24 protein-coding genes and 1 pseudogene are annotated in these 25,600 nt (G+C 70.0%); 14 read left to right on the top strand and 11 right to left on the bottom strand.

All coding sequences use genetic code 11. The annotated features are described in order from the left end of the window. Together HC251_RS19505 and HC251_RS19500 are read right to left on the bottom strand one after the other, a co-directional pair. A complete protein-coding gene (locus HC251_RS19505; RefSeq protein ID WP_219942274.1) occupies window positions 1-1,902 on the bottom strand; it encodes an AAA family ATPase in 1,902 nt (633 codons plus the stop codon). 61 nt (window positions 1,903-1,963) lie between these two features. Then, the gene (locus tag HC251_RS19500; protein ID WP_219942273.1) at window positions 1,964-3,016 is read right to left on the bottom strand and encodes a D-alanyl-D-alanine carboxypeptidase family protein; all 1,053 of its coding nucleotides are present in this window, start codon (window positions 3,014-3,016) and stop codon (window positions 1,964-1,966) included. A gap of 105 nt (window positions 3,017-3,121) precedes the next feature. On the opposite strand from HC251_RS19500, the gene HC251_RS19495 reads away from it, so the two are divergent. The 6 genes from HC251_RS19495 (at window position 3,122) to HC251_RS19470 (ending at window position 9,317) form a co-directional block, all read left to right on the top strand. Beyond that, entirely contained in the window at window positions 3,122-3,412 is a 291-nt protein-coding gene (locus HC251_RS19495; RefSeq protein WP_219942272.1) for a hypothetical protein, read from the top strand. Between the two features lie 167 nt (window positions 3,413-3,579). Further along, window positions 3,580-4,125: a hypothetical protein gene (locus HC251_RS19490; RefSeq protein ID WP_219942271.1), complete on the top strand. Its 546-nt coding sequence runs from the start codon at window positions 3,580-3,582 to the stop codon at window positions 4,123-4,125. Window positions 4,126-4,232: 107 nt separating this feature from the next. Further along, window positions 4,233-5,501, top strand: a complete 1,269-nt coding sequence (locus HC251_RS19485) for a hypothetical protein (protein ID WP_219942270.1) — start codon at window positions 4,233-4,235, stop codon at window positions 5,499-5,501. After that, entirely contained in the window at window positions 5,494-6,969 is a 1,476-nt protein-coding gene (locus HC251_RS19480) for an SCO6880 family protein (RefSeq protein WP_219942269.1), read from the top strand. Before HC251_RS19485 ends, HC251_RS19480 begins: the two co-directional genes overlap by 8 nt. Then, window positions 6,966-8,261 carry an ATP-binding protein gene (locus tag HC251_RS19475; RefSeq protein WP_219942268.1) on the top strand — a complete coding sequence of 432 codons (1,296 nt, stop codon included), beginning with the start codon at window positions 6,966-6,968 and terminating at the stop codon, window positions 8,259-8,261. The genes HC251_RS19480 and HC251_RS19475 overlap by 4 nt, the downstream gene beginning before the upstream one ends. Before the next feature lie 252 nt (window positions 8,262-8,513). Continuing rightward, window positions 8,514-9,317 carry a toprim domain-containing protein gene (locus tag HC251_RS19470; protein WP_219942267.1) on the top strand — a complete coding sequence of 268 codons (804 nt, stop codon included), beginning with the start codon at window positions 8,514-8,516 and terminating at the stop codon, window positions 9,315-9,317. A gap of 3 nt (window positions 9,318-9,320) precedes the next feature. Here HC251_RS19470 and HC251_RS19465 read toward each other — a convergent pair whose 3' ends face one another. The 6 genes from HC251_RS19465 to HC251_RS19440 form a co-directional block, all read right to left on the bottom strand. Further along, window positions 9,321-9,635 (bottom strand): Fic family protein, encoded by a 315-nt coding sequence (locus tag HC251_RS19465; RefSeq protein ID WP_219942266.1) that lies wholly within the window; start codon window positions 9,633-9,635, stop codon window positions 9,321-9,323. A gap of 3 nt (window positions 9,636-9,638) precedes the next feature. Next, on the bottom strand, window positions 9,639-9,935 hold the full coding sequence (locus HC251_RS19460; RefSeq protein ID WP_219942265.1) for a hypothetical protein: 297 nt from the start codon (window positions 9,933-9,935) through the stop codon (window positions 9,639-9,641). A 22-nt stretch (window positions 9,936-9,957) separates the two neighbouring features. Next, window positions 9,958-10,668, bottom strand: a complete 711-nt coding sequence (locus tag HC251_RS19455) for an antitoxin VbhA family protein (protein ID WP_219942264.1) — start codon at window positions 10,666-10,668, stop codon at window positions 9,958-9,960. Next, a complete protein-coding gene (locus HC251_RS19450; RefSeq protein WP_219942263.1) occupies window positions 10,662-10,862 on the bottom strand; it encodes a hypothetical protein in 201 nt (66 codons plus the stop codon). Before HC251_RS19450 ends, HC251_RS19455 begins: the two co-directional genes overlap by 7 nt. A gap of 136 nt (window positions 10,863-10,998) precedes the next feature. Then, complete coding sequence (locus HC251_RS19445; protein ID WP_219942262.1) at window positions 10,999-11,442, bottom strand: hypothetical protein; 444 nt, start codon at window positions 11,440-11,442, stop codon at window positions 10,999-11,001. Beyond that, the gene (locus HC251_RS19440; protein WP_219942261.1) at window positions 11,435-11,746 is read right to left on the bottom strand and encodes a helix-turn-helix transcriptional regulator; all 312 of its coding nucleotides are present in this window, start codon (window positions 11,744-11,746) and stop codon (window positions 11,435-11,437) included. Before HC251_RS19440 ends, HC251_RS19445 begins: the two co-directional genes overlap by 8 nt. A gap of 257 nt (window positions 11,747-12,003) precedes the next feature. Here HC251_RS19440 and HC251_RS19435 point away from each other — a divergent pair, with 257 nt between their 5' ends. After that, window positions 12,004-12,207 (top strand): hypothetical protein, encoded by a 204-nt coding sequence (locus HC251_RS19435; protein WP_219942260.1) that lies wholly within the window; start codon window positions 12,004-12,006, stop codon window positions 12,205-12,207. Window positions 12,208-12,312: 105 nt separating this feature from the next. Here HC251_RS19435 and HC251_RS19430 read toward each other — a convergent pair whose 3' ends face one another. Genes HC251_RS19430 through HC251_RS19420 form a run of 3 tightly spaced genes read right to left on the bottom strand, consistent with a single transcriptional unit; the run spans window position 12,313 to window position 14,617 of the window. Continuing rightward, a complete protein-coding gene (locus HC251_RS19430) occupies window positions 12,313-12,798 on the bottom strand; it encodes a Mov34/MPN/PAD-1 family protein (protein ID WP_219942259.1) in 486 nt (161 codons plus the stop codon). 20 nt (window positions 12,799-12,818) lie between these two features. Next, entirely contained in the window at window positions 12,819-14,318 is a 1,500-nt protein-coding gene (locus HC251_RS19425; RefSeq protein WP_219942258.1) for a ThiF family adenylyltransferase, read from the bottom strand. An 11-nt stretch (window positions 14,319-14,329) separates the two neighbouring features. Beyond that, complete coding sequence (locus HC251_RS19420; protein ID WP_219942257.1) at window positions 14,330-14,617, bottom strand: hypothetical protein; 288 nt, start codon at window positions 14,615-14,617, stop codon at window positions 14,330-14,332. 488 nt (window positions 14,618-15,105) lie between these two features. Here HC251_RS19420 and HC251_RS19415 point away from each other — a divergent pair, with 488 nt between their 5' ends. The 7 genes and pseudogenes from HC251_RS19415 to HC251_RS26390 form a co-directional block, all read left to right on the top strand. Next, window positions 15,106-16,782, top strand: a complete 1,677-nt coding sequence (locus tag HC251_RS19415; RefSeq protein ID WP_370651313.1) for a type IV secretory system conjugative DNA transfer family protein — start codon at window positions 15,106-15,108, stop codon at window positions 16,780-16,782. Continuing rightward, the gene (locus HC251_RS19410; protein WP_219942255.1) at window positions 16,779-17,090 is read left to right on the top strand and encodes a hypothetical protein; all 312 of its coding nucleotides are present in this window, start codon (window positions 16,779-16,781) and stop codon (window positions 17,088-17,090) included. The genes HC251_RS19415 and HC251_RS19410 overlap by 4 nt, the downstream gene beginning before the upstream one ends. Before the next feature lie 159 nt (window positions 17,091-17,249). Next, complete coding sequence (locus HC251_RS19405; protein ID WP_219942254.1) at window positions 17,250-17,606, top strand: hypothetical protein; 357 nt, start codon at window positions 17,250-17,252, stop codon at window positions 17,604-17,606. A gap of 280 nt (window positions 17,607-17,886) precedes the next feature. Then, window positions 17,887-22,530, top strand: coding sequence for a DEAD/DEAH box helicase family protein (locus HC251_RS19400; RefSeq protein WP_219942253.1), 4,644 nt, complete (start codon window positions 17,887-17,889; stop codon window positions 22,528-22,530). A 55-nt stretch (window positions 22,531-22,585) separates the two neighbouring features. Beyond that, window positions 22,586-23,668 carry a TIGR02391 family protein gene (locus tag HC251_RS19395; protein WP_219942252.1) on the top strand — a complete coding sequence of 361 codons (1,083 nt, stop codon included), beginning with the start codon at window positions 22,586-22,588 and terminating at the stop codon, window positions 23,666-23,668. A gap of 61 nt (window positions 23,669-23,729) precedes the next feature. Next, window positions 23,730-24,707, top strand: a complete 978-nt coding sequence (locus HC251_RS19390; protein WP_219942251.1) for an HNH endonuclease — start codon at window positions 23,730-23,732, stop codon at window positions 24,705-24,707. 191 nt (window positions 24,708-24,898) lie between these two features. Next, window positions 24,899-25,585: pseudogene (locus HC251_RS26390) on the top strand (XRE family transcriptional regulator); the annotation flags it as partial. Window positions 25,586-25,600 lie beyond the last annotated feature (15 nt).

Genomic DNA, 25,600 nt, shown 5'->3' with positions numbered 1-25,600 from the left:
CTAGCGGAGCGTTGAGTTGATTGCAGCGAAGAGTGCTTCGAATCGGCCCAGGGTCTCCTCGGAGATCGCTCCGAGCGCTGTATCGCGGTTGTGCAGGAGGTGCCTCGCCGGCTTGTTGTGATCGAACTCCTCTTCCGCACGGGCGATGCGCTTCACGATCCGGTCCTTGCCCTTCAGTGCGGACGAGCGAACGGACTTACCGAAGGCGGCGTTGAAGAGTGCGAGGTAGTCGTCGTCGGTGAAGAGATCCTCGATGTCGGCGTCCTTCGGAGACGACGCGGGGGTCAGTAGCCGCTTGTCCTTTAGGAGGCCGGACTTGACCAGGTTCTGAATCTTCTGGTTCCCGAGTTCCCCGCCGTCGACCAACACCGTGACGTCGAGGGATGGCCCAACCAGCGCGACGAACGTCGGGATGTTGGTGGCGCCGCCAGCGGGAAGGAGGCGCCAGCGATCGTCGAGGCCGGTCCGATCGAGGGAACGAAGGTGGTCCGACATCACCGTGATGTACGTGAAGTCGGACAGGCCCTCCACGACCAGGTTGTCGGGACCGACGAACAGGTTCTGCGCTATGTCGTAGCCGAGTGCCGCTTGTAGTGGGAAGAGCGTGTCCGGATCTGATGAGCCGCCACCGACCGCCTCGACGGCGCTGCCTTCAGCCGGACCCCGGTCCTCGACGACGCGGACCCGCTCGAGGTGGGCTGGCTCGACCATGAACGGCGAGTGGGTCGTGAAGATGACTTGGTGGTGGGCCGCGACGCGCTCGTCGATGAAGCGCAGGAAGTCCGCCTGCGCCCGGGCATGGAGTCCGAGCCCTGGTTCGTCGAGCAGCACGATGACGTCGGAGTCATGCTCGAACTCGGCGAACGCGGCCACGAACGAGAGGAACCATCGGAATCCGCTCGAGCGCGAGTCGAGGCTGTTGGAGAACAGGTGCCGTGTGTCGTTGACGTCGAGCTTCAGCTCACGTCGAATGATGCGAGTGCCGTTCGGTCCTGTCTCTTCGACAGGGTTGATGTCGATTTCCAATCGAAGGCTTGGGTTCTGCCGCCAATACTCCATGACATCGGACGTCAACTCGGCACCTACGGCCTGCAGCTCTGCCTTCCGCTGGACGTAGTCGATCGACGCAACGTCCTCACCGGCGTACCCCATGTGCAGGAGGCGGGCGGCGGTGCGGTCCTCGTCAGACAATCCATCGAGGTCACCCGCCTCCAAGGCAGTGATCAGTGGTGCGATGTCGGCCACGGTGCCGGGGAGCATGGCCAGGTCATCGAAGTAGAAGAATCGCGGCATCCGTGAGCGGAGGATATTGGCGGCGATGTGGCCGGGCTCGTTCGAGGTACCGAAGACGCTCTCGAGAGCCTTCAGAGCAAGAGCGGCCGTCGCAGCTGCCGGGGTGGGGGTCTCGTCGCTCGAAACCTCGGCCGCCTCTGCCGTGAGGCGCTCCCGCAACTTGCCGAGGTCGCCGTCGTGCGGCACGTCGAGCTCCCCAAGGGCGTGTTCGATCGCCTTCCTCGTGTCGACGTCGGGCCGGTAGACGGTGAATCCGTCTTCGTTGTAGGGGCGGAAGGCCGAGAACTCGTCGACGAGGAGCACACCATCGCCGAGCGCATCTCGAACGGCGGTGACATCTCCCTCTTCGAGGGCGAAGGTCGCATCGATGGCATGAGCGTTCTCGAACTCGCCGCTCCGCTGGTGGCGCTTCTGCAGCCATCGGGGATAGTCGTGGGTCGGAAAGCCGCGGGGCCCGTTCGCCGGGTTGAGGCCGTCCAGAGCATGAAGGAGGTTTGTCTTCCCGGACTCGTTCTTGCCGACCAAGACCGTGATCTGCGAGTCCACCTCGATCGGCTTGGTATCGAGGACGTTCCGGTACGGCCCCACCCTGAAAGTCTTTAGCCGCACTGGCAACCCTCCTGTTTAGACGACGGTGCACAGTATGACGGAGGGGTGTGACAGCCGGCATCTAACTGCCGTCGATGCTCCAGTGCCAGGGCTCGCTGGACAGCGGGTGGAGGCCGAAGCGGGCGGCGTTGGCGTTGAGCCAACGCCAGCAGGCGGTCGATCGAGTCGAGCAGGCGTCGAAGTCGATGGCAAGGCCCTGCTCGTGCTGTGAGGTGCCGGGTCGGGCGGTTGGGGGCGAGCACTGCGAGGACGGCATCTCGTAGATCGCGTACTGGCTGGTACCGCAGTGGGCCTTACGAAGGGCGATCTGCTCGGCCGGGTTGCGGTACGAGCTGCCGGTGAGCGGTACCCCATCGGCTGCTGCGGCGGCGAGGAGAGAGCGGACCTGGTGGGCCCATGCGACGTTGGTCGGGCCGATGCCGTTGACTTCGATGAGCTGCACGTTCCCTTCGCCTGCCGCGGGTGGCGCCTCCGCTGCCTCGTAGCCCCGGGCAGCCTCGATCACGTCGTCGGCGTAGGCCTCGGAGCGGTTGTAGGCCCAGAGGCCGCGGCGCCAGTCGGCCTCCGTTGCCATCGGGGAGCCGCTAGCGCAGAGGTAGCCGGCGGCGGCCAGGGCCGCGTCGTAGAGGTTGTGAGGATCGGCGAGGCCGTCGTCGTTGCCGTCTGCGCCGTAGGTACGCCAGGTGCTGGGGATGAACTGCATGGGCCCGACGGCGTGGTCCACGGTCGTCGAGCCGTCCCACGTTCCACCGTCGGTGTCGTCGCCGAGCTGCGGCAGGGGGATCCCGATGATCGGCGGACGGACGTCTCCGTTGCTGCCCACGGTGGCACCTCCGTGGGTGCCGTGCCCGCTCTCGACCTCACCCACGCCGGCGAGGAGGGCCGGCGGCACCGAGCACGGCGGTAAGAACGATGGCGCCGCGGCCGCAGCGCGCCGGTAGGCGTCGGCCGCCACGGGGGGAACGCCGTCGAGGACGGCGCCGGACGGTCCGAAGCCGAGCTCTGGCCGGTCGAACAGCCCGCTGACCGTGAGGACCGGCAGGCCGATCGTCGCTGCGAGCAGGACGACGAGCGCCGCGGCACTCGTCGCTCCGATTGTCTTCCCCGTCGCCATGTCGGCCTAGGCCGACCTGCTCCGCGATTTCTGCCGCGGTCGATGTCGCGATTCGGGTCGCTGTGGGGCCTAGGGGCGCATCTCGACCGCGAAGGAGGTGGTCCGATGAGCTCCTTCATCGGGTTGCTCGCACAGGTGGACGTCGATGCGTCGTCCGACGGACTCCCAGGTGCCGACCTCATCCAGCAGCTGCTGAACTGGGCGCAGATGATCGCCCTCTGGGCGAGCCTCGGCTCCATCCTCCTGGGAGCAGCCATGTACGGGCTGGCTCGAGAAGGCGGCAGCTACGGCGCGGCCAGCAAGGGCAAGTCCTTCGCCCTGGGCGGGGTTGTTGGGGCGATCCTGGCGGGCCTGGCGCCGTCGGCCGTCAACCTCCTCTTCGAGGCGGCGGGCTAATGGGCACCTCGACTCACGGCCTGGCGCCACGCCGGCGGCTCATGATCGCTGCGGGGGCGCTCGTGGTGGTCGCCATCCTCGTGGCCCTCGCGATGGGGACGACCGGCTCGAACGAGCGGCCAGCCCCGACTGCGACGACCGGACGGCCGAGGGTCCAGACCTCGGCGGTGCCTTCGGGCCCCGCCGAGGAGCGGGCCGGCATGCCGGTCGGCTACTCCCGGGACGAGACAGGGGCCGTCTCGGCCGCGATCGCGTTCGCCACGGCGTCTCAGCGATGGCTCTACTTCGGAGACGACGAGGTCGAAGCGGCGGTGCGGGCCATCGCCACGCCCTCTTCGGCCGACGAGCTGGTGGCAAGCGTCGTCGAGGAGGTGAGCAAGGCTCGGGAGCAGCTGGGCGCGTCCCCCGGGCGGGTCTGGTGGTTGGTGAGGCCCCTGGCATGGTCGGTGCTCGATCGCGACGACGACCGCGCCACCGTCGAGGTGTGGGCCGTCACGGTCCTCTCGGCCGCCGAGGTCGCTGCACCACAGGCCGAGTGGGGAACCTTCACCGTCGACCTCGCCTGGAGCGGCGGCGACTGGACGCTCGAGGACATCAGGAACGAGCCCGGGCCGACGCCGATGGTCGGGCCCGGCGATCGGCCGTGGGATGCCATCCCCTTCGACGACGCCCTGGATGGCTTCACCCGCCTCGACGGGGAGCCGGTGCGGTGATCGCCTTCTGGAACCCCGTGGACTGGGCCATCGACCAGGTGTCCGGGTTCGTCCAGGGCACAGCCACGGCCGGCTTCGAGCTGGTGATCGGAGGCTTGGTCGCCTGGGTGGTCGACGCCGTGGTCTGGGTCGTCGGAGGGGTCTTCAACTTCTTCATCGATGCCACCGACCCGAACGTCCAGGCCGACTGGTTCATCACCGGCGATGGTCCCTACGCAACGACGGTGAGCATCGGGGGCGCGCTGCTGCTCCTGTTCCTCTTCGCCGCCATCGTCCAAGGCATCCTGAGCGCGGACGTCAGCGGGATGCTCCGGGCGATCGCTCTGGATCTTCCGGTGTCGATCCTCGGCATGGTCGGCCTCGTCACGTTGACCCAGGCGCTGATTGCCCTGACCGACGCACTCTCGGGCCACCTCCTGTCGACCTTCCAGGACGACATCGCCGAGTTCGGCGCGGTCGTCGCTTCGCTGGAACGACTTCAGGGCGGGACCTCGACCGCCCTTGTCGTGTTCCTCCTCGGCTTGGTGACCGTGTGCGCGGGCCTGGTCCTCATGGCCGAGCTGGTCATCCGATCCGCGCTGATCTACATCGTCGTGGCCCTGGCGCCGCTGGTGTTCGCCGCCCGCCTGTGGCCGGCCACCAGAGGCGCCACCCGCAAGCTGCTGGAGCTGCTGTGCGCTTTGATCCTGTCGAAGCTCGTCATCGCCGTGGCCTTGGCCGTCGCTGCGGCGGCTGCCGTCGGCGCCGGGTCCGGTGGCGAGGTCACGGCGCTTCCGACCCCTGAGGCCTTCGCCGAGGACCCGCAGGGATCGGTGGGCCAGGCAGTCGGCATCCTGCTCACGGCCGCCGCGGCCTTTGGCGTGGCCGCCTTCTCGCCGCTGCTGATCGCGAAGCTGATGCCGCTCACGGAGGCGGCGGTGGTGTCCCAGGGCGTCCGGGGTGGACCCGCGCGGGCGGCCCAGCAAGGTCTCCTGCTCTCCAGCTCCACCCGGTCGTTGTCGAAGGGTCGCATCAGCCAGCTCGGCGGTGGCGGCTCGGTCCCGGCCGGGGCGGGCGCTTCGTCCGCTCCCGGTGGTGCAAGCGGCGGCAGCGCTGCATCGGGTGGGGGAGCCGCATCGGGGTCGGGGGGAGCGGCGGCCGGCGGCGCAGGCGCTGCGGGCCCGATCGGAGCCGCCGCGGTCGTGGCGGCCGCCGCAGGTTCCGCTGCGGTCGGCGCCGCCCGGAAGGGCGCCACCGCAGGAACCGGAAGCGCCGAGGCCGTCGCCGACGGAGGTGCGCCGACGTCATCCCCACCGCCGAGGTCACCCGCGCCCCGTGGTGAGCCGACGAGAGCCCCGGCCCACCCGGGACGTCCCGAAGGCGCTGGCGATGTCTGAGACACCGGCCCGCACCTTTCGCCTCGAACCGTTGGACCAGTCGGGGGTGTTCCTGGGCCTGGGCGTCCTCCAGTGCGTGATGCTCGGAGCAGGGATCCTGGGAGCGGTCCTCGCCATCAGCGCTGGAGCGCCCGTGGCGGTGGCGGCGGCCCCGCTCCTCACCGCCGTAGCCGTGGCCTTCGGTCGCATCGGCGGTCGCGCCGTGTGGGAGTGGGTCCCGCTCCTCGTCGAGTGGTCCTGGGCTGGGTGCCGGCGTGGGCGCCGGTGGCAGGCGGCGCTCCCGCTGTGGCCCACGGTCGACCCTGCGCCGGCCCCGCCATGCCTGGACGGGCTCGAGATCGTTCCGATCGACTGGCGCGCCGCCGGCGACCTCGGCGCGGTGAGAGACCACCAGCGCTCGACCCTCACCGTCGCCGTCCCAGTGACCGGACCCGAGTTCGTGGTCCAACCGGCGATCGAGCAAGAGCGCCTGCTCGCCGGGTGGGGCGACCTCCTGGCACAGTTCGCAGTCGAGCGCAGCGTCGTCACCCACCTCGCGTGGTCCGATCTGGCTCGTCCTGCGGGCCTCCAGGAGCACACCGCCTGGCTGGACCACCACGACCGGGACACGCCTCACCCCGAGGCCGAATCGTCCTATCGGGAGCTCCTCCAGCGCGGGGCCGACGCCACCACCACCCACGAGGTCGTCGTCACGCTCACCGTCGCCCGCGACCGGCTCGGTCGCCAGGGCGGCAACGCCGAGGACCGCTTGGCACGAGCGCTGATCACCTCGGTCGAGGCCCTGCTGCGAGGGCTGCGGGCGGCCGGGCTCACGGCTGCGGAGCCTCTGGACCCGAGAGCGCTCCAACGCCTCGTTCGCCTTCGGATCGCTCCGCACGCAACGAAGCAAGGTCCGTTGGCCGGGCGACTGGCCGATCGCCTCCAGCACGTCGTCGCATCGACGGCCGGCCCCCTGGCCGTCGAGTCCCGATGGCACGAGGTCCGTGTCGACTCGGCGTGGCACCGCACCTGGTGGATCGGGAGCTGGCCTCGCCTCGCTGTCGCCCCGAGCTGGCTCGAGCCGTTCCTCGCCGCCGGCGGCATCACGCGGGCCATGACCGTGGTCCTCGTGCCCGTTCCAACCCACCAGAGCCGTCGCCGCATCGAGCGGGACCTGGTGAAGCTGGACTCGGATGCAACGACCCGGGAAGAGAAGGGCCGGCGGGTCGACGCACGGCACCGTCGTGCCACCCAGGCCCTGCTGGACCGTGAGGAGGAGCTCGTCGCCGGCTACCCGGAGGTGGCCTACGCGGGACTCGTCACCGTGTCGGCGCCCAGCCTTGAACTCCTCGACGAGCACGGCGAGATCGTCGAGCAGCTGGCACGAGAGCACGGGATGGACATCCGGGTCCTCGACGCGCGTCAGGACGTCGCCTGGGCCGCCGCTCTGCCCGTGGGCCTCGCGCCCTCGACCCTCCTCGCGTCGTGAGACCCACACTGCGACTCCCGTTGCACCGCGGCACGACCGCCCACGTCTGCTCGCTCTACCCGTTCTCGGTCCAGGCGAGCCTGGGCCACAGAGGCACGTACATCGGCATCGACCTGCTGGCCGGCAACGGCGCCTTCTACTGGGATCCGTTCGACTCCTACGCCCAGGGCCACATCACGAACCCCAACGCCTGGGTCCTCGGCGAACCGGGCAACGGCAAGTCGGCCCTCATCAAGACGTTGCTGTGGCGCCAGGCCGCGGTCTACGGAACGGGACCCAACGGCCGGTGGTTCGCAGTCGTTGACCCGAAGGGCGAGTACAGCCTGCTCGCCGAGCGGCTCGACCTCACCGTCATCCGCCTCAGCCCGGGCGGCTCGGTGCGGATCAACCCGCTCGCCCCAGGCCCGGCCGCCGATCACGAGCCCGCCTCGAAGCAGACCATCCGCCAGGCCGAGATGTGCACTGCGCTGGTCGCCACCGTCCTCGAACGGTCGCTGAGCCCGATCGAGGACGCAGCGACCTTCGCTGCGGTCGAGCAGCTCCGCCAGGCCCCGATGAGGTCGGAACCGACCCTTGTCGACGTCGCCCGGCTCCTCACGGACCCGACCACCGACATGGCCTCCCGCCTTCGTCGCACGAGCGAGGAGGTCGCGGTCGACGCGTCCGCCGTCGCCTACGCGCTCGACAAGCTCCTCACCCGGTCGCTGCGCGGAATGTTCGACGGGCCGTCGACCGTCCCGCTTCGGTGGGACGGCCCGGGGCTGGTGCTCGACCTCTCCGGCGTGCCCGTCGACTCCGACGCTCTGCCGCTGGTGATGGTCGCTGCGGCCGGCTGGCTCCAGCAGCTGATGGCCTGCCCGGGGCCGCAGCGCATGCAGGTGCTCGACGAGGCCTGGGCCCTCCTGGCCAACCGCCACACCGCGGCCTACCTCCAGAGCGCATGCAAGCTCGGCCGGACGTACGGCGTCGCCAACCTGTGCGTCGCCCACCGCGCCTCCGACCTCGCCGCCCAGGCCGACGACGGGACCAGCACAGCCAAGATCGCCGCCGGCCTCCTCGCCGATGCCGCGACGACGATCATCTTGCGCCAGGCACCGGACCAGCTCAGAGCTGCCGCGACCCACTTCGGCCTCACCGAGCCAGAGGTGCGCGTCGTCGGCCAGCTGGCGCGAGGCCGCGCCCTCTGGCACATCGGCGGTCGCAGCGCCCTCGTCCAGCACCTGCTCGCTCCGAGCGAGGTCGACCTCAGCGACACCGACGCCCGCATGCACGGCCGATCCGAGGCGGCATGAGCCGTGTACGACCGCTCTGCCCTCCTGGCCTCGGTCTCGCTCGAGGCGCTCGCCGACGAGCTGCTGGGGCCACACCACGGCACGGAGCGATCGGCGACCTGGCCGTGCCCGAACCCGAATCACGCGCAGACGGGACGGACGCCGCCTCTCGGCATCTACACGACGCGATGGGGTGAGCAACGGTGGGGGTGCTTCGGGTGCGGGGCGGGGGGCTCGGCCATCGACCTGGTGCTCGCCGTCCATGGGGGCAGCGTGCGGAGCGCCTTCGACTACCTGGCCGCGAGGGCCGGCCAGCGCCCTGACGACGCCTTGGTCGGTCCGGCGCACCGTCCACCCGGGCGTCGGTGCGAGCGGGACCCGGAAGGTCTGGCACGGTACGCGCGGGAGTGCGCCGCGACGCTCTGGACCCCGGCGGGCGCACCCATCCTTCGTTGGCTCACCGACGAGCGCGGCCTGCCCGAGGACGTCCTGCGCGTCAACGAGATAGGGGCCGACACGGGGTCGCGCCGCCAGTTCCGTCCCGACGGGATGCCACGAGCGGCCGGTGCCGTCCTCCCGACCATCGTCGATGGTCAACCGATCTATGCCCACATCCGGGTGATGCGTCCCGGTCCCGATCGCACCCGCTACCTCAACCCGGCCTACGACCTCGCGCCGAGCCCGCGCATGTGCAGGTACGAGCCGGCTCGCCGGCTCCACGACGAGATCGTGATCACCGAGGGAGCGATCGATGGGCTGTCGGCCGCCGCCGCGGGGTACGTCGCCGTCCCCTTCTTCGGGACCGGGTGTCCGGATGCCTCACACGCTCTGGCGCTCGCTCGCCTTCCGGGCCCGCTCGTGATGGCCTTCGACCCGGAAGAGGGCAAGGGCCAGCGGAGCGCCGCTCACCTCAGGGCCCTCCTGGCGGCTCACCAACGCACCGCTCTCAATGTGCGCCCGCCCGACGGCGACCTCAACGAGTGCTTGTTGGCGGGAGACGACTGGCCCCAACGGTTCGAGGCGGCGATCGCCGACGCACGGAGGGCGGAGACCATCGGTCGCAGCCTCGCCGGTTGAGGCTCAGGAGGCGCCGCGACGCAGAGGCGAGGGCTGGTCGCCCGCGCCCATGATCCGGCTCAAGAGCGGCGCGAAGGCACCTGGGTCGTCGAGGGATGCGACCGACGCCGCGATGTTCTCGGCAGGGCTGACGTCCGACCAGTCGAGCATCTGGCCGTGCCGGGCCGCAGCCTGGGTGATGAGCGAGCGTTGCGTGCGGCCGTTGCCCTCCCGGAAGGGGTGCGCCTCGTTCATGTCGGACAGGACGGTGCTGAGAGCGTCGGCGAGGTCGGCGGGTTCCAGCCGTGGGCCTGTCGCCACGGTCCGGAGCTGGTCCATGCATCACGTCACCCCTTGGGCCAAGCGAGCGACGGGGTGGAAGCGGTGACCCTCCTTGTGGATGTCCACGGATCGGAGCTCTCCGGCCCACGCGTAGATGTCGCCGAACAGGTAGCGATGGACCGCCCGCCAGTGGTCGCCGTCCCAGGTCTGCCGGATCAGATCCGGGTGGGCATACAGGGAGCGCTCGGCTTCGGCGACGAGCGCAGCCTCCACGACGATGAGCTGCGCGGGGTCGGCGATCCCGAGCAGGTTGAGCAGGCATCCCGTAGCCGGGTCGGTGAAGGGATCGACCGTCACGGCCGGCCGGGTGCGTTCGGCGCTAGTTGGCGTGCGCGGGCTGCGAGAGGCGGTGCTCGGTCGGCAGGTCGACGCCGTGCTCGGCCAGGATCTTCCGCCGGGCCTGGTCGCTGGTCATCTCGCCGGCCGCAGCCGCCTCGAGGATGGCCACCACAGCGGGCTCCAGCTCGACGCCCTCCAGCCGGGCCGAGGCCACGGCGCTCCGGACGCTCGGGTCCTGTCCCATGGGCACCAATCTACTACGGCGCGGCTCGTCGCCCTCTGCCACAGAGGTGCCAGCCGGGGCGCGGCGGGCAGCCAGAGCACGCTCGATCGCCGCCGCCAGATGCCCGGCCCACGCTCCCGTGAAGGCATAGGGAGGGTCATCGGCGAAAAGGAGCGTGACGCCGGCCCCACCGGGATGACCCTGAAGCATCGTGATTGCGTCGAGCCACACCGACGCCCATGCGCCCTCGTGGTGGACCAGCAGGCGTGCGTCGTCGAAGACGACGGTGATGTCCCCGAGTGGGCGCCACCGAGGGGCGGCAAGCCGACCGGCCTCGTCCCGCCGACGGCGGTTGCCCACCATGCTCGCCCCGGCGAGTGCGGAGAACATGAGCGGGCCACCGCCGATGACCGTGCTCTGCTCGTACGCCACATCGACCCCCAGGTAGCGCCAGCCCGCGACGCGGAAGGATGCGGGCGTGGTGTCGGTGCGCTGTGACCAAGCGTGAGCGCTCGGGTCGGTCACCATCTTTCGTCGTCCTCCTCCATCACGAAGTCGATCCCGGCTTCGAGGATGTCCAAGGCCGAGTCGATGAGGCCTTCCACGGCTCCTGCGTCGAGCAGGATCGGGCGGCTGAACGGGCCCAACGCTGTCGGCGTCAGCATCAGGGCTAGGTGGTACCCCTGCCGACCGCTCGCCATGCACTGGAACGGCTCGGACATGACGACGAACTCGACCCGCCACGGCGGGGCGGGCAGCGATGCGTCCGACGACGATGGGGTGATCGCCGTGATCCGTGTGCCAGCGACCCCCCGCCCGGTGGCTGCACCTGGACGGGAGGCCGCTGGCGAACAGCGCCTACGAGGACTCGGTCCAGACATCTGCCTGGCGCTCCTCGAAGACGTGAAACCCCGCTACCTCATTGCCGCGGTCCATCAGGTAGAGGCCGACCACACACCCGTCGCCGCCGGACGGGTCGTGGGCGACGACCGCCGCTCGGGTGGGCTCGCCGCTTCGTGACCGGCCGGCGACCTCGATGGCCCCGACCTCATCGAGGCACTTCAGGCCGATCCGCTCGAAGCCGTCCTCGTCGAGCAGCACAAATCGGCAGTCCCCACCCGCCTCGGCGGTGAGGCGGGCGCGGGCGATGCCCGTCTCGTCCACGACGACGAGTCGCCCCGTCCTCACCTCGTCCGCGATCTGGAGGCGAAGGTCGGTCACCTCTCGCTGGAGCCGCTCGAACGCCACCGGGTCGACCCGGGCCGGAACGTCGCTGTCCTCAGCTGTCGGCCCGTCAGACATGACCGGCCCTCTCGCTCGGGGCCCCGGCCAGGGCGGGCCACGCAACGTCGCCAGCAGTGGTCTGCACGAGCTGGGAGGGCCACGGGAAGAGGTCCGCCGTGTCCGCTTCGAGCGCCTGGGCGAGTCGGGCCTTCAGGCGATCATGAGGGCAGATGCGGCCCGCCTCGATCTTCGAGACCGTCTGTTGCGACACGTCCGCGGCCTGGGCGAGCGCGTCCTGCGTCAGGCCCCGGTAGCGGCGGGCGTAGTTGACGAAGTGCGCCCACAGCACGAGGGGCACCTCCCAACGGCCCAGCAGCGACACGCGGACGCCGGCCTCGATGGCAGCGTCATCTTGGGGCGGTGGATCCGCCGGCTGCGGTCCATCTTCAACGGGCACACCCTGTGGGCGTGCGCGCGTAATCTCAGCCATCGTCGGGCCCTTCTACGGAGGGTTCGGCCACGGCCCCGGGCAGTTCCAGCTGCGCCGGGGCCACTCAGCACCCTCGGTTGTCGAGGGCCCAATCAGCAGTACCACTGACGTGACCTCACGTCAAGGAGTCCGTCTAGGGTCCCAGGTCAATGGGCCGCAACGTCGACGTGGACGACCTCGTGGACGTGCGGATGATCGCTGAACGCCTCGGCCTCGCCCACCCGCAGACGGTCGGTAACTTCGCCCTCCGCTACCCCGACTTCCCGGAACCGCTCGGCATGTGGGGCCGCACCCGCCTCTGGAGCTGGCCCGACGTCGAGAAGTGGGCCCGCGACACCGGCCGTCTCGAGTAGTTCCCGGTCGCCCAACACGGGATCCGCGAACCGACTCCCAGACCCCGCAACCTCAGGGTCGTCGTCGGCAGGCGGCAGATGTCTCCTGTGGGGCTCCCTGATCGGTCAGGCGATGCCCAGCCGCACCCAGAAGGCCTCACCCGCCGTCGGCGTCCAGATAGTCGTCGGTAGGCGGACCGCGTTCGGCAGCCCAAAAGGCCATCGCCGGTCCCCCAGCGTCCACATGCCAAGCCGATAGTGCTCGTCCTCCTGAGCGAGAAGACCCATCAGCGCCACCGCCAGGCGGCTGTCGGGCTCGTCTACCGTGGCAGCCATCGTTCGGCGGTCTCGGCGGCTCATTCCGAAGCCACCGGCAGGATGCACGTGCCAGTCGCCCACGAAACTCAGCCGACCGTCGGTCGCCAGGTAGATCTGGGCCAGCTGCTCCTGCTGCCAGGCGCCGTCGGGGGTGAATCCCCACGTGTGGTGCTCAGCGTTCGGGCCCGGGCCGATGATCGTGGCGACGACCAGATGCCCGGCCTCGAAGTCGTCCCAGCCGACGAGCATGCCGCCGGTCTCGACGGGGTGGCAACGGCGTGCCTCGGCCGTCATGGCGTCGACGGCCGTACTGGCTACGAAGACCGTCGGTTGGCGCACGGTTGGCAGTCCGGATGGGGCTCGATGGTGAAGGCTTCCGTAACGCCGGGCAGGGCGAGATCGGCCGTCCGGAACTCGTATCGTGCGTAGTCCCAGGTCGCTGCGGGGTAGGAGCCGTCCGTCCCCGCGCACATCGTTGCGCATGCCAGCCGGACCCCAGCCAGCGCGATCGCCGCGATGTCGAACCCGGCGCCGGTGAACGTCGGGTCGATGCAGCCGGCCGGCCAGGTGTTGGCGGTCGCGGCGTTCTGGTCACGAGGTGGCGGGGTCAAGGTCCCCGCCTCGAAGTGATGCATGAGACACGTCCAGCAGGCGGTCTCAGGTCTCGGATCGAACCGGGCGACCATCCCGCCGAACCCGCCCTCGGTGGCTGACACGACGACATATGGAATCCCACGATCCTTGGCCAGCTCGGATAAGAAGTAGTTGACGCCTCGGTCTGCGGTGGCGTCGTAGATCAGGGCGGCACCATCTAGCCACTTGTCGAGCGTGTCGAGATCCGAGGGTGCTGCATCACCTTCTCCGATCGAGTCGTCGCCTTCCCTCGGTTGCCCTAGGCGGCACGGCAGCAGCTCGATGTCGGTGTAGGGCCAGTTCTGCTTCAGGTGCGATGCGAGCGCGACGAGCTTCGGGTGCCCTGCACTCAAGAATCCGAGCGGCCAGCGGGCCCCGTTGCCGGTGCTGAGCGCGTCGGACTCGATCATCCGTAGGCGCCCGGCACCGGCCTTGGCGAACTCGACCGCGCTCGGCGCGCCCACGCCGCCGAGACCGATGAGGGCGATGGTTGCAGCATCCAGCGGCCGAAGCGACGGCACCCGCTCTCGAAGGTCCGTGGGTCCAGCACGATCGGTGCGAAGCAGATTTGGAGGACTCACTTTGACGGAAGACTCTGTCACTCGCCCTCGTTGCCGCTTGGCGGGCGGGCGCGCCCGGGTTCGAACCCGCGCGACGAAGAGCCAGCTGTCGCCGCGCACCAGCGTGCTCGAGTCCAGGTCGGCGCGGACATCGTCCTCGAGTACCACGCCGATCAGGTCCACCTCCTGGTCGCCGACGCGCTCGTAGGCAGGCGCCGCCAGCGTCCTGTCTGCGTCCACGGCCGCAGACAGGACGGCCTCAGCAGAACCCTCGGCGGGCGCGCTGTCCAGCCGAACCCACCGGCCGTCGATCAGCTGGTCGTTCACGTACAGGGTGGCCAGAGCGGCATCAGCGGATCGCAGGACGGCACCCTCTTCGTCCTGGACCTCGAACACGGTGCCTCGCAGAGCCCCCTGCGCGCTCTGTGCATCCAGAGCGACCCGCAGCCGACCGCCCCGCGTCTCCATCACGTTGGCCCAGCCGCCGTCGATCCGCATCACGGTGTGTACGGCTGGGTCGTAGTAGTTGGTGATCGGGTCGACGTTCGGCATGCGGTCTGGCGAGGACGTGGGCGCTTCCCCGTTGTTTGCTGCGGCCGCGTCGGCGAGCAGCTTGGGCATCTGCTCTGCGATCAGGGACGCGGCTGTGTCGGCGACGTCCCACACCCCTGACCGTGGAGGAGGCAGAGCCGACCCGTGAAGGGGGCCTGGTGCACCCGAAAGACACCATCACTTCGTACCGACACCTGGAAGTAGGGGTGCAGGTCGCTGTAGGTCACCTCCAGGTCGTGCCGGGTTCCTCCGGCGTCGGTGTACGGCACTTGGTACCGCCGGATGCCGCGGGCCTCCAGCAGATCTGCGTCGACGATCGGCGGTCGACCCCCGAGGCGCTCGAGGTCGCGTTCCTCGGCCTCGAGCACCTCAGGGAACCGGACCCACCATGGGGCGAAGGTCACCCGACGGGTCGATGATCCGGAGGCCGCGGCGGCGACGGCGGGCGAGGCCGATCCGGCGGCGGGCCGGGCCGGTCGGGCGGCGGACCCGGAGGGACGTCGGGCCGACCGGGCGGATCGGACGGCGGCCCCTGTCCGGGCGTGTCGTCCGGGCGGCCGGGAGAGTCGGGTCGGGGCATGAGATGCCTCCTCTGCGAGATCAGACCGCACGCTGCGGCCTGCAGCCGATGGTACGAGGGGGGTGTGACAGTGAAGCGGGCGTCGAGGGTCCGACGACGACGCCGCGTGATGTTTCGGAGGTCATAGCGGCCTAGAGGGGCGTGCATCACGACGGCCTGAGCGGGTTCGAGATCCTGGTCCTCCTTGGCGCAGGCGCAGCGCTTGCGTCTGTCGGCGTGGTCTGGGCGGGAGCGGTCCTGGCGCTGGCCATCGCCGGGGCGCCGCAGCTGGTCGGAATGGACGAGGCCGGGCAGGCCCTCGGGCGGATGCCCAGGCGGATGGGCGATCCGGCTCAGGCGTGGGGGCCATCCCTGGCTGACGCGATGCCGGGTCCGGTCACCTACTGGACCTGCACTGGGTTCGTCGCCGTGGCCCTCGTGGTACTCGGCGCCGTTGTCCTCCGCTGGTCGCCGTGGTCGCGGGTCGGCACGTCGAAGCGCCGGCCCTTGGGCGTCGATGCACGACCGGCCTTCGCCCGTCGGCGGGACCTCGCCCCCGTGCTCGTTCGGGGTCCGGCCTCAGGGCGGTTCATCCTCGCCCGGTTCGGCCGTCGGCTCGTTGCCACCGAGGTCCGCCGGCAGGGCCGTTCGCGGTGGTCGACGCGACGGGCCGGCGATCGAGGGGCAGTGGCGCTCGTCGGCCCGTCGAGGTCGGGCAAGACGAGCGCGGCGGTGTCAGGGATCCTCGAATGGGACGGCCCCGCGGTCCTCAGCTCGGTGAAGGCGGATCTGCTGGGTTCCACCGCCGGATGGCGGTCGACGCTCGGTGAGGTCCGGGTCTACGACCCGACGGGGTCGACCAGGCAGATCGGGCGAGAGGCCCGCTGGTCGCCCGTGGATGGCGCGGGAACCATCTCGGGCGCGCAGCGGGCAGCGCGTGCGCTCTGCGACGCGGCTCCTCGGGGTGGTGTCGAGGGTGGCCTGGACTTCTGGTTGTCGCAGTCCGAGATCCTCCTCTCGGGCCTGCTGTGGGTCGCGCATCACGCCCAGCGGGACATGGGGACGGTCTGCGAGTGGGTCCTTCGCCAGGACCAGCCGGGCGAGCTCGGGCCAGGTGAGGTCCGCAGCGCGCTCGACGCCTTCATGGTCGACGAGGACGACGAGGTGGCGCTCGGCGCGACGGATGCGTCCCAGGGCCTGGTGGCCGTATGGGAGATGGACGAGCGGACCCGCTCCAGCGTCTACGCGACGGCCCAGACGGTGGTGTGGCCCTGGTCTGATCCGGACGTGGCGGCATCTTCCCGCCGCGGCGAGGCCGAGGGGGCCGGCGTCGACCTGGCCTGGCTCCTCAGCGGCGCGAACAGCCTGTACCTCTGCTCGCCGATCGAGGATCAACGCCGCCTCGCGCCGGCCTTCGGCGGCCTGCTCAACGACCTCGTGGCCCAGGTGTATCGCCACGTCGCCGCCAGCGGGAAGCCGCTCGATCCGCCCCTGCTGATCGTCATCGACGAGGCGGGCAACACGCCGCTGCGGGCGTTGGCCGAGTACGCGTCGACCTTGGCCGGGCTCGGCGTGCTGTTGGTGACGATCTGGCAGTCGCTCGCCCAGATCGAGTCGTCGTACGGCCGGGCGGCGGACACCATCCTCACCAACCACCTGAGCAAGCTCTTCTACGCCGGGCTGTCGGACGGCGCTTCGTTGAAGTACGTGAGCCAGATCCTCGGCGAGGCCGAGGTCGATTCGCGCTCCCGGTCGGTGGGCGACGGCGGTGGACGAAGCTCGATGCAGCTCTCGACGGCTCGAACGCCCCTTGCGCCTCCCCACGTCCTGCGCCAGATGCGACCCGGGGATGCCCTGCTCGTGCACGGGACGCTCCCGCCGGCGCACGTGCGGACGCGGCCGTTCCACCGCTCCCGGTATCTGGCGCGCCGGGCCGGTCTGCCGCTACCTGACCGAGGAGAGCGGGGTCAGTGAAGCCGTTCATGCGTCCCGTCGACAGGGGCCGACTGGCCCCAGTCGGCTGGGTTGCAGAGCCGGCAGGGCTCTGGGGCGGCAAGCAGGTCGAGGTGGTCTACGACCCGCGGCGCCACCAGCTCGTCAGGACCGACTCCGACATCGGCGATCGCACCCGAGTCGCGCTCGGGACAGCGGGCTTTCGCCGCGTCGCCTCCGCTGGGGAGCAGGAGCTGTGGGTGCGGGATCGAGTTGAGGCGGCTCGTGCGGCCCTCGACAGCACGCAGGCGCGCAACCACCCGCAGCGTGTCGCAGGGCTTGGCCGGTGAGGTGGATCAGGGGCGGAGGGTTCCGCCGGCGCGGGGGAAGGCAGGCGTAGGCTGTGAGCCGCGATCGGAGCGCTCGCCATGGTCCGGTCGAACAGCTCTCGCTGTTCGATGATGTGCTCCCTCCCACCGAGCCGGCATCGGCAGAGGAGGCCCCCGACCATGAACCACTACGGACGACTCGCCCTCGAGTTCAGCCAGCGGCACCGCCCGACGGCGCTCGCAGCGATTCCCGATCCCGACCTCTACTTCGCCCGGATCGGCGAGGAGATAGCCGCCGAGGTGATCCGATTGAGGGACGAGATCCTCGGGCCGCCTCGGGAAGGCGAAGGGCCAGAGGCCCTTCGCATCCGCAGCTCCCAGGCACAGGCGGCGGCGGCGGAGGTCGTGCTGAGCCAGCACCCCCTCTTCCAGCCGGAGGCGACGGACCTGGAGTCCGAGGACTGGGCCGACGATCCGGACCTCGATCGCTACTACCAGGGGCTGGCGGACATCAACGCCCTGGGCGAGCCGAACTAGAGACGGGGCAACCGGCCGAGAGCCGCCCATCCGCCTTCTCGCCCCGAAGCCAGGCCGACCTCGCCCCGCCGGGCGAGCGAGCCAAGCTCGACGCCAACCTCGCCGCACTGCGCGTCCTCGCCGCCTGTCGTGCCGAGAAGCGCTGGGCGACCGAGTCCGAGCAGGCCGTCCTGGCCCGCTGGTCGGGGTGGGGCGCCGTCCCGCATGTCTTCGACGAAGGCTCCGATCGGGACGGACCGGCCCGTGACGAGCTTCGGTCGCTGCTCGGCACCGACGAGGCGTGGGCGCATGCCCGGCGGAGCACGTTGAACGCCCACTACACCTCGGCCGAGGTTGCCCAGGCCATGTGGGGCGCCGCGACAAGGTTGGGCTTCAGCGGAGGGAGGGTTCTCGAACCCGGGTGCGGATCGGGTCGGCCTTCCTCGGCCTCGCGCCGAGTGACGCCTCGCTCGTCGGCATCGAGCTGGACCCGACGACGGCCGAGATCGCACGGCACCTCTACGGAGCCCGCGCCACCGTCCACCACTCCGGCTTCGAGGATTTCCGGGGCGCTGACGGTGCCTTCGACCTCGTGATCGGGAACGTGCCCTTCGGGCAGGTCCGCCCTCACGACCTCGAGCACAACCGGGGTCGCCGATCGTTGCACAACTACTTCTTGATCAAGAGCCTCCACCTGGTGCGGCCCGGTGGGTTCGTGGTCGCCCTGACTTCCCGCTACACGCTCGACGCTCAGGGGTGCGCCGCCCGCGAGGAGATGGCTGCACTCGCCGACCTCGTGGGGGCCGCCCGCCTGCCGGCCAGGGCGTTCGCCGAGTCATCGGGCACCGAGGTCGTCGTCGACCTCCTCGTGCTGCGCCGCCGCCAGGAAGGTGACGAGCCGGTCAGCGAGGAGTGGGTGCAGACCGTCCCGGCGGACCTGACGGGCGAGGGCGCGACCAGTGACCTCCGCATCAACTCCTACTTCGCGTCGCACCCCGATCGGATCCTGGGACAGCTCTCGGCCACGCGGGGGATGTACCGCGAGAACGAGATCACGGTCACCGCCACCGGTCCCGTCGTCGGTCACCTCACCGTGGCGCTCGACCAGATCGTCGCCGACGCGCTGGCCCAGGGCCGGGGGTTCGGCGGCGACAACGTCACCGCGTGCTCGCCTCGTGCAGCCGACACGCCGGGCGGCGGCGACTTCGATACCCGCTGGGCTCAGGACGGAAGCCTGGTGGTGAACCCCCGCGGTCGGGTCGGCCAGGTCACCGACGGGCACGCTCACCTCTACGCCCCTCGGTTCGCCAAGGATCGAGGCGAGCTGGTCCGTCTGGTGGGTCTCCGGGATGCGGCGAGAGCCGTGCTGGACGTGCAGGTCGAGGGCGGGTCAGATCAGGCCCTGGCAGAGGCCCAGGCGGTCCTCACCGACCGCTACCGCGCCTACGTCCGCCAGCACGGGCCGCTCAACCGCTCCAGTCAAGCCCGCACCGGTCGGCGCGACGCGGAGACGGGCGCCGAGGTGCTCCGTCGCGTGCGCCCGCGCATGGGCGGGTTCCGCATGGACCCGGACTGGCCCCTCGTCGCTGCGCTGGAGGACTTCGACCAAGCGACCCAGGAGGCACGCCCCGCTGCGATCTTCACCGAGCGCGTGATCGCCCCTCCAAGCCAGCGCGAGGGAGTCGAGACGCCAGCGGAAGCCGTGTCCGTGTGCCTGGACGAGACGGGCACCGTGACCCTGGGACGGGTCGCCCGCCTCCTCGGTGTCGAAGACTCCGAAGCGCGGGAGCGCCTCGGTGAGCTGGTCTTCGACGACCCCGATACCGGCGAGCTCATTCCCGCGGCCCTGTACCTCTCGGGGAACATCAGGCACCGGGTCGAAGCAGCCCGTGCAGCGGCCGAGACTGATCAACGGTTCGCCGTCAACGTCGCCGCCCTCGAAGCGAGCCTGCCCCGCCAGCTCGATCCATCCGAGATCACGGCTCGACCGGGCGCAACCTGGATCCCTTCCACGGATGTCGAGGCGTTCTGTCGCGAGGTGCTCGACGTCGGGGTCGACGTCGAGCGGCTCGCCGAGCTCGGCTCGTGGACCGTCCGCCTCCGCGACGGCTCCCGACGGGGCGTGGCCCTCACCTCGGAGTGGGGGACCTCACGCGCCGACGCACTCGTCCTGCTCGATGCCGCGCTGAACCAGAGGCTCCACACGGTCACCGACGCAGTGGAGGGCGGAAGGCGCGTCCGCAACGACGCCGAGACGCTGGCGGCCCGCGACAAGCAAGAGCTGCTGGCCAGTCGCTTCTCGACGTGGATCTGGGAGGACCCGGCGAGGTCCGCCCGGCTCGCAGACCGGTACAACGAGCTGTTCGCCAGCACTCTCCTGCCTCACCACGACGGATCGCACCTCACCTTCCCGGGGTTGGCAGAGACCTTCACCCCCCGGCCTCACCAGCGTGACGCTGTCGCCCGCATCCTCTCGGATGGGCGCGCCCTTCTCGCCCATGCGGTCGGCGCCGGCAAGACCGCCACCATCGTCATGGCGGCGATGGAGCAGCGGCGGCTCGGACTCGCCAACAAGCCGGCGGTCGTGGTCCCGAACCACATGCTGGAGCAGTTCAGCCGCGAGTGGCTCCAGCTCTATCCGACGGCCCGGCTCCTGATCGCCGACCGCGAGCACCTGTCGAAGGATCGACGCAAGGAGTTCGTCGCCCGAGCGGCCACGGGTGACTGGGACGCCGTGATCTTCAGCCACTCCGGCTTCGCCCGCATCCCGCTGGGCACCGATCTCCTGCGGGCGTACCTGGGAGAGGAGATCGACACGGCGCGTGAGGCGCTCGGCCAGTCCAAGGGGGGCAAGGGCCTCTCGGTCAAGAAGCTCGAACGGCGCATCGCGAAGATGGAGGAGGTCTACAAGCGGCTGCTCGCAGAGGAGTCGAAGGATGACGGCGTCCGGTTCGAGGAGACCGGGATCGACTACCTCTACGTCGACGAAGCGCACGCTCACAAGAACCGGCGCGTGGACTCCAGCATCGACGGCGTCGCCACCACCGGCTCCCAGCGTGCTCAGGACCTCACCGCCAAGCTGTGGGCGCTGCGGCGAGACCACGGCCCGAAGGTCGTCACCCTCTCGACCGCAACGCCAGTCGCCAACTCCATGGCCGAGCTGTGGGTCATGCAGTCCTACCTACACCCCGACCTGCTGGAGGAGGTGGGACTGCGGGCGTTCGACGCGTGGGCCGCCACGTTCGGCCGCACCCACACGGCGCTCGAGCTGTCCCCCGACGGCAGCAGCTACCGGATGCAGACCCGCTTCGCACGGTTCCAGAACGTGCCGGAGCTGCTGGGCCTCTACCGGCAGGTGGCCGACGTCCGGACGGCCGAGGACCTTGGTCTGCCGGTGCCCGCCATCGTCGGTGGCAAGCCGGAGACGGTCGTCGTCGAGCCCAGCGACGAGCTCATCGAGTACGTAGCCGATCTCGCCGCCCGGGCCGAGAGGGTCCGCGCCGCAGCGGTCGATCCCTCGAAGGACAACATGCTCAAGGTCACCGGGGACGGCCGGAGGGCGGCACTCGACCTTCGCCTCGTGGACCTCGACCAGCCGTACGGGGGCAAGGTCGCCGCTGCCGCCCAGCGTGTCGCCGCTCTCCACCACGCCACCGCCGATCGCACCTACGAGGGCCCCGACGGTCAGCTCACCATGCGTCCCGGCGCTCTCCAGCTCGTCTTCTGCGACGTGTCCACGCCCGCAGCGGCAGGGTGGAACGCCTACGACGACCTACGAGCCCAGCTCGTGCGGCGCGGCGTGCCGGCCGACACGATCCGCTTCATCCAGGAGGCCAAGTCCGACGATGCCAAGGCGGCCCTCTTCGCTGCGTGTCGGGATGGCTCGGTCTCGGTGCTCGTCGGTTCCACGGAGACGATGGGCGTCGGTACCAACGTCCAGAACCGCGTCGTGGCCGTCCACCACCTCGACGCACCGTGGCGGCCGGCAGACGTCGAGCAACGAGACGGCCGGGGAGTCCGGCAGGGCAACCAGAACCCGGAGATCCACATCACCCGCTACGTCACCGAGCGCTCGTTCGACACCTACCTGTGGCACACCCTCGAACGGAAGGCAGCGTTCATCGGCCAGGTGACTCGCGGCGACCTCGGCGAGAGGGAGGTTGAGGACATCGGCGACCAGACCCTCTCGTTCCAAGAGGTCAAGGCCCTCGCCACCGGCGACCCGCTCATCCTGGAGAAGGCCAAGGTCGACTCCGAGGTGGCACGGCTCACGCGGCTGGAACGGGCCCACCACGACGACCAGCGGAACCTCCGCCGCACCCACGACTCGGCCACGGCGAGGGCCGATCACCTCGACGGGCGCATCGCAGACCTGGAGGCCGCCGTCGCTCGCCTCGAAAACACCCGGGGCGACCGCTTCGCCATGACTGTCGACGGTCACGTCCACCGGGAGCGACCTGACGCTGGCGAGCACGTGCACCGCCTCGTGGCCGATCGGCTGGTCCCGGGCGCGTCGCCTTCCGACGAACGGATTGATTGGCCTGTGGGCCACCTCGGAGGGCACGAGGTGCGAGGCCGCCGCCTCGCCTACGGCGCCGATGCCGAGGTGCGACTGTCCGTGCCCGGCACCCCTGTCGACCTCGTGTACCTGGTGTCCGAATGGCGCGACGTCGACCCGGCATCCGTCGTCGGCCGCCTCGAGCGGCAGCTCCAGCGTCTGCCCGCCGAGCTCGACCGGCTCAGGGCCGATCGAGAAGGCGCACGCTCCGAAGCAACGCGAGCATGGGAGCGGCTCGGCCGCACCTGGGACCAGGCCGACGAGCTGACGGCCCTGCGTCGACGCCAGCAGGAGATCACCGAGGCCATGTTGCCCGAGGGTCCCGCCGACCCGTCTCCCGAGCGCAGTCGCGCCGGTGCATCGATCGGTGCACCTGGGCTCGGATGAGTCGGTCGGAAAGGGGTGCCGTTCGCTGTCGTAGCGCGTCGGTACGGTCACGCTCATGGCCGAGGACAATCCCCTTCGATCGCCCCTGCCGGCCGACGCCCTTGTGGTGATCGACTTCGTCCATGCCTTCCTGCGAGACAAGGGTCGATGGCCGATCGGCGACTACGTGGCTGGGAGCCTTGGAAGGCGAATCGATCTGGATGAGTTGGTTCGGAGCCTGCCGATGCTGGGGACGGCCCGCTACGGGCCGATCCTTCAATCAGGCGGGGGATTCGTCGACCTGGCCGAGCCGCTGAAGGTGACCATCGCCGGCCTCGCTCAGATCCCCGGTGCCAGCGGCACCGTCGCCTCCGTCCTCGGCCTCATCGTGGACTTGGCGGAGCGCTACGTGGCCTTGCCGCCAGATCCCAATCGGCCGGTCGAGATGCACCAGAGCTGGAGCGATCTGTCCGAGGTGGTCCACAAACGGACTGGTGGTGACAGCAAGCTTGACGTCGACATCGCCCTCGCCGTGTTTGCGTGCGAACCACCGGGCTGGGGCTCCTATCGCCTCGGCGACAAACCTGCCGACATCACCTGGGAGGTGTCCAGGAGCCTCGCCTGGTACGCGGGTCTCAAGTCGGTCGAGGACTACCTCGACTTGATCACGCGTCGTCTCGGCTGGGCTCCGGGCACCGCGCTTCGCGCGCCTGCGGTTGGGCCGTCGTCGTCGGCGACGCCCCCGCTCGGCATCGACCCGGGGGTGTGGCGCGAGGTAGGACCGGCGGTGACCGGGGAGCGGTGGGGCGAAGTCATCCGGTCCGCCGGCCTCTACTTGGAAGAGGTCGTGCGTGCCGCGAGCGGGCTCCCGACAACCCTCAATCCGAAGGACCTCATGGGAAGGGCGTTCGGGTCCAACGGGTCGTTGCAACTGGGCAACCCTGACCACGCGAACGAGGCGATCGGATGGCGGGAGCTCGCGCAGGGCTTCATCGCTGCCGTGCGCAACCCCGGCACGCACGTTGCCGCCGGAGGCATCGTCGAGCGGGCCAACGGAGCGATGGCCATCGTCTCGATGCTCGTCAGCGAGATCCGCAAGCTGCGGCCCGACATCTTCGACGACGACGGAATTCTGCGCGGCGAGACATCGCGGTCGTAGCGGCGCGGCCGGCGCGAGAACACGCCGGCCCTGACGGGCGGGCCCCCGTACGCTCCCAGCGATGGGCCTGATAGCCGTGAGCAAACCGGGAACCGTTCCGTCGCCCGCCGCTGTCGCGGGCTGGGAGGAGGCCATGGCCGTTGCCCCCGCCGACTACTTCGACTCCACGATCGAGATGCTTCCGCAGGCCCCGCATCGGGGGCGGTGCCGGATCTGTGGCCGCGACGCTGATTTGACCCGAGAGCACATCCCCCCACAGGCCGTGGGGAACAAGGGACAGTACCGGTCCTTCACCTTCGACGACTGGCTGAACAGGGCCGAAGGCGGGTTGGACCTCGTCGGAGGTGACTCTGGGCAGGGGGGCGTATGGGGCTACACGTTGTGCAAGCCCTGCAACGAGTTGACCGGGCAGCGATACGGCACCGAGTACAAGGCCTGGGCGGCTCGGGCCGCCCAGCTGCTCGGAGAGCTCCCGTCGCCGATCGAGCAGGACCGCAACCCGGAACCCTTCGGCATCGAGTTCAGGCTCGGCGGTGCCGACGATGGAGGAGTCGCGCCGGGGGACTTCATCCGCCAGGTCCTCTCCATGATGTGCAGCCTCAGCGGAGGATGGGATCTGGCCGGTCGCCACCCGGAGATCCGCGACATGATCCTCGAGCGGGCCTGCGTCGACCTACCGGGACGCATGGCGATCCATCTCGCACTCTGCTGGGGACCCCGAACCAGGATGGTGGGCCCTCAGCTCAAGGTCGACACCGAGACTGGGCGCTGGGCGTGGGTCATGGAGTTGTCCTTTGCGCCTCTCAGCCTGCTGATGGTGCTGGACGCCAATCACGAGGTGACATCGCTCGGGGTGGACATCTCGCCCTTCACACTGGTGCCGCCGAAGGCGAGGAAGGCGTTCGAGACCGAGGGCGCAGTCGTCGTCGGCTTTACCTGGTCCGTCTACCCCTGGGACTTCCGGTCGTCGGCAGCGCTGGGTTACGAGACACCCGCCCCAGGGTCGGGCCGCAGCCGAAGGCGTCGAGGAAACGGTTGAGCGTCCCCGCGTGCCTGTCGAAGCGGGCCGGTTCCTGCTAGAGATCGAAGCTCGGGACCTTGGGAGGCTCGGGCGGGGCGGTCTTGCGGGCGTCGGGTTGTCGACGGGCAGCTGTGGCGAGCCGGTTCGAGCAGTGCGTCTGAGTGAAGGTGTCCAGGCTGCATCGATCTGGGCGCACGGATGCTCGCGGGATGGGCGAGACTGTCGAAGTGCCGACCCAGACTGCGCCGATCAACCCGTCGGTTCTCCAGTGGGCGATCGACGAGGCCGGCGAGTCGATCACGGGACTCGCCGAGCGGCTCAAGGTGCCGACCGAGCGGGTCGAGTCGTGGGTCTCTGGCGACGCTCGCCCCTCCGTGCCTCAGTTGCGACGGATCGCGAAGATCCTGAAGCGCCCCTCTGCTCTCTTCTATCTGGCTGAGCCTCCGGCTCGGGCCGCTCTCCCTACCCGGCTTCGTCACGCTCCCGGCGGGCGAGATCTCACCCCGACAGAGATCGGGGAGATCCGCTGGGCCCGGCGCCTGCAGGAGGCGGCCAGCTGGCTCATCGACCACAACCCGGACGAGCAGCCTGAACCCCTTCCCGCCGCTCAGATGGAGGTCTCGCCGGAGGCTGCCGCTGCCGTGGTACGAGATTTCGTCGGCGTCTCGGTTGAGGAGCAACTCGCTTGGCCGGATCCGGGCACGGCGTACCGCGAGTGGCGTCGAGCTCTGACCGAAAGAGGCGTTCTGGTCTTCCAGTTTGAGCTCGGGCGGGGCGGCCTCAGGGGGTTCTCGACCTTCGACACGCGCGCCCCGATGCTTGCGGTGAATTCGGCCTACAGGCCCGAAGTTCGCATCTATTCGATGATGCATGAACTGGGTCACCTCGTTCTCGGGAGGAGTCCGCTTGCG

The sequence above is a fragment of the Iamia sp. SCSIO 61187 genome (assembly GCF_019443745.1).
In the GTDB taxonomy this organism is placed as follows: Bacteria; Actinomycetota; Acidimicrobiia; order Acidimicrobiales; family Iamiaceae; genus Iamia.
This window is presented reverse-complemented; position numbering and strand designations above follow the sequence as displayed.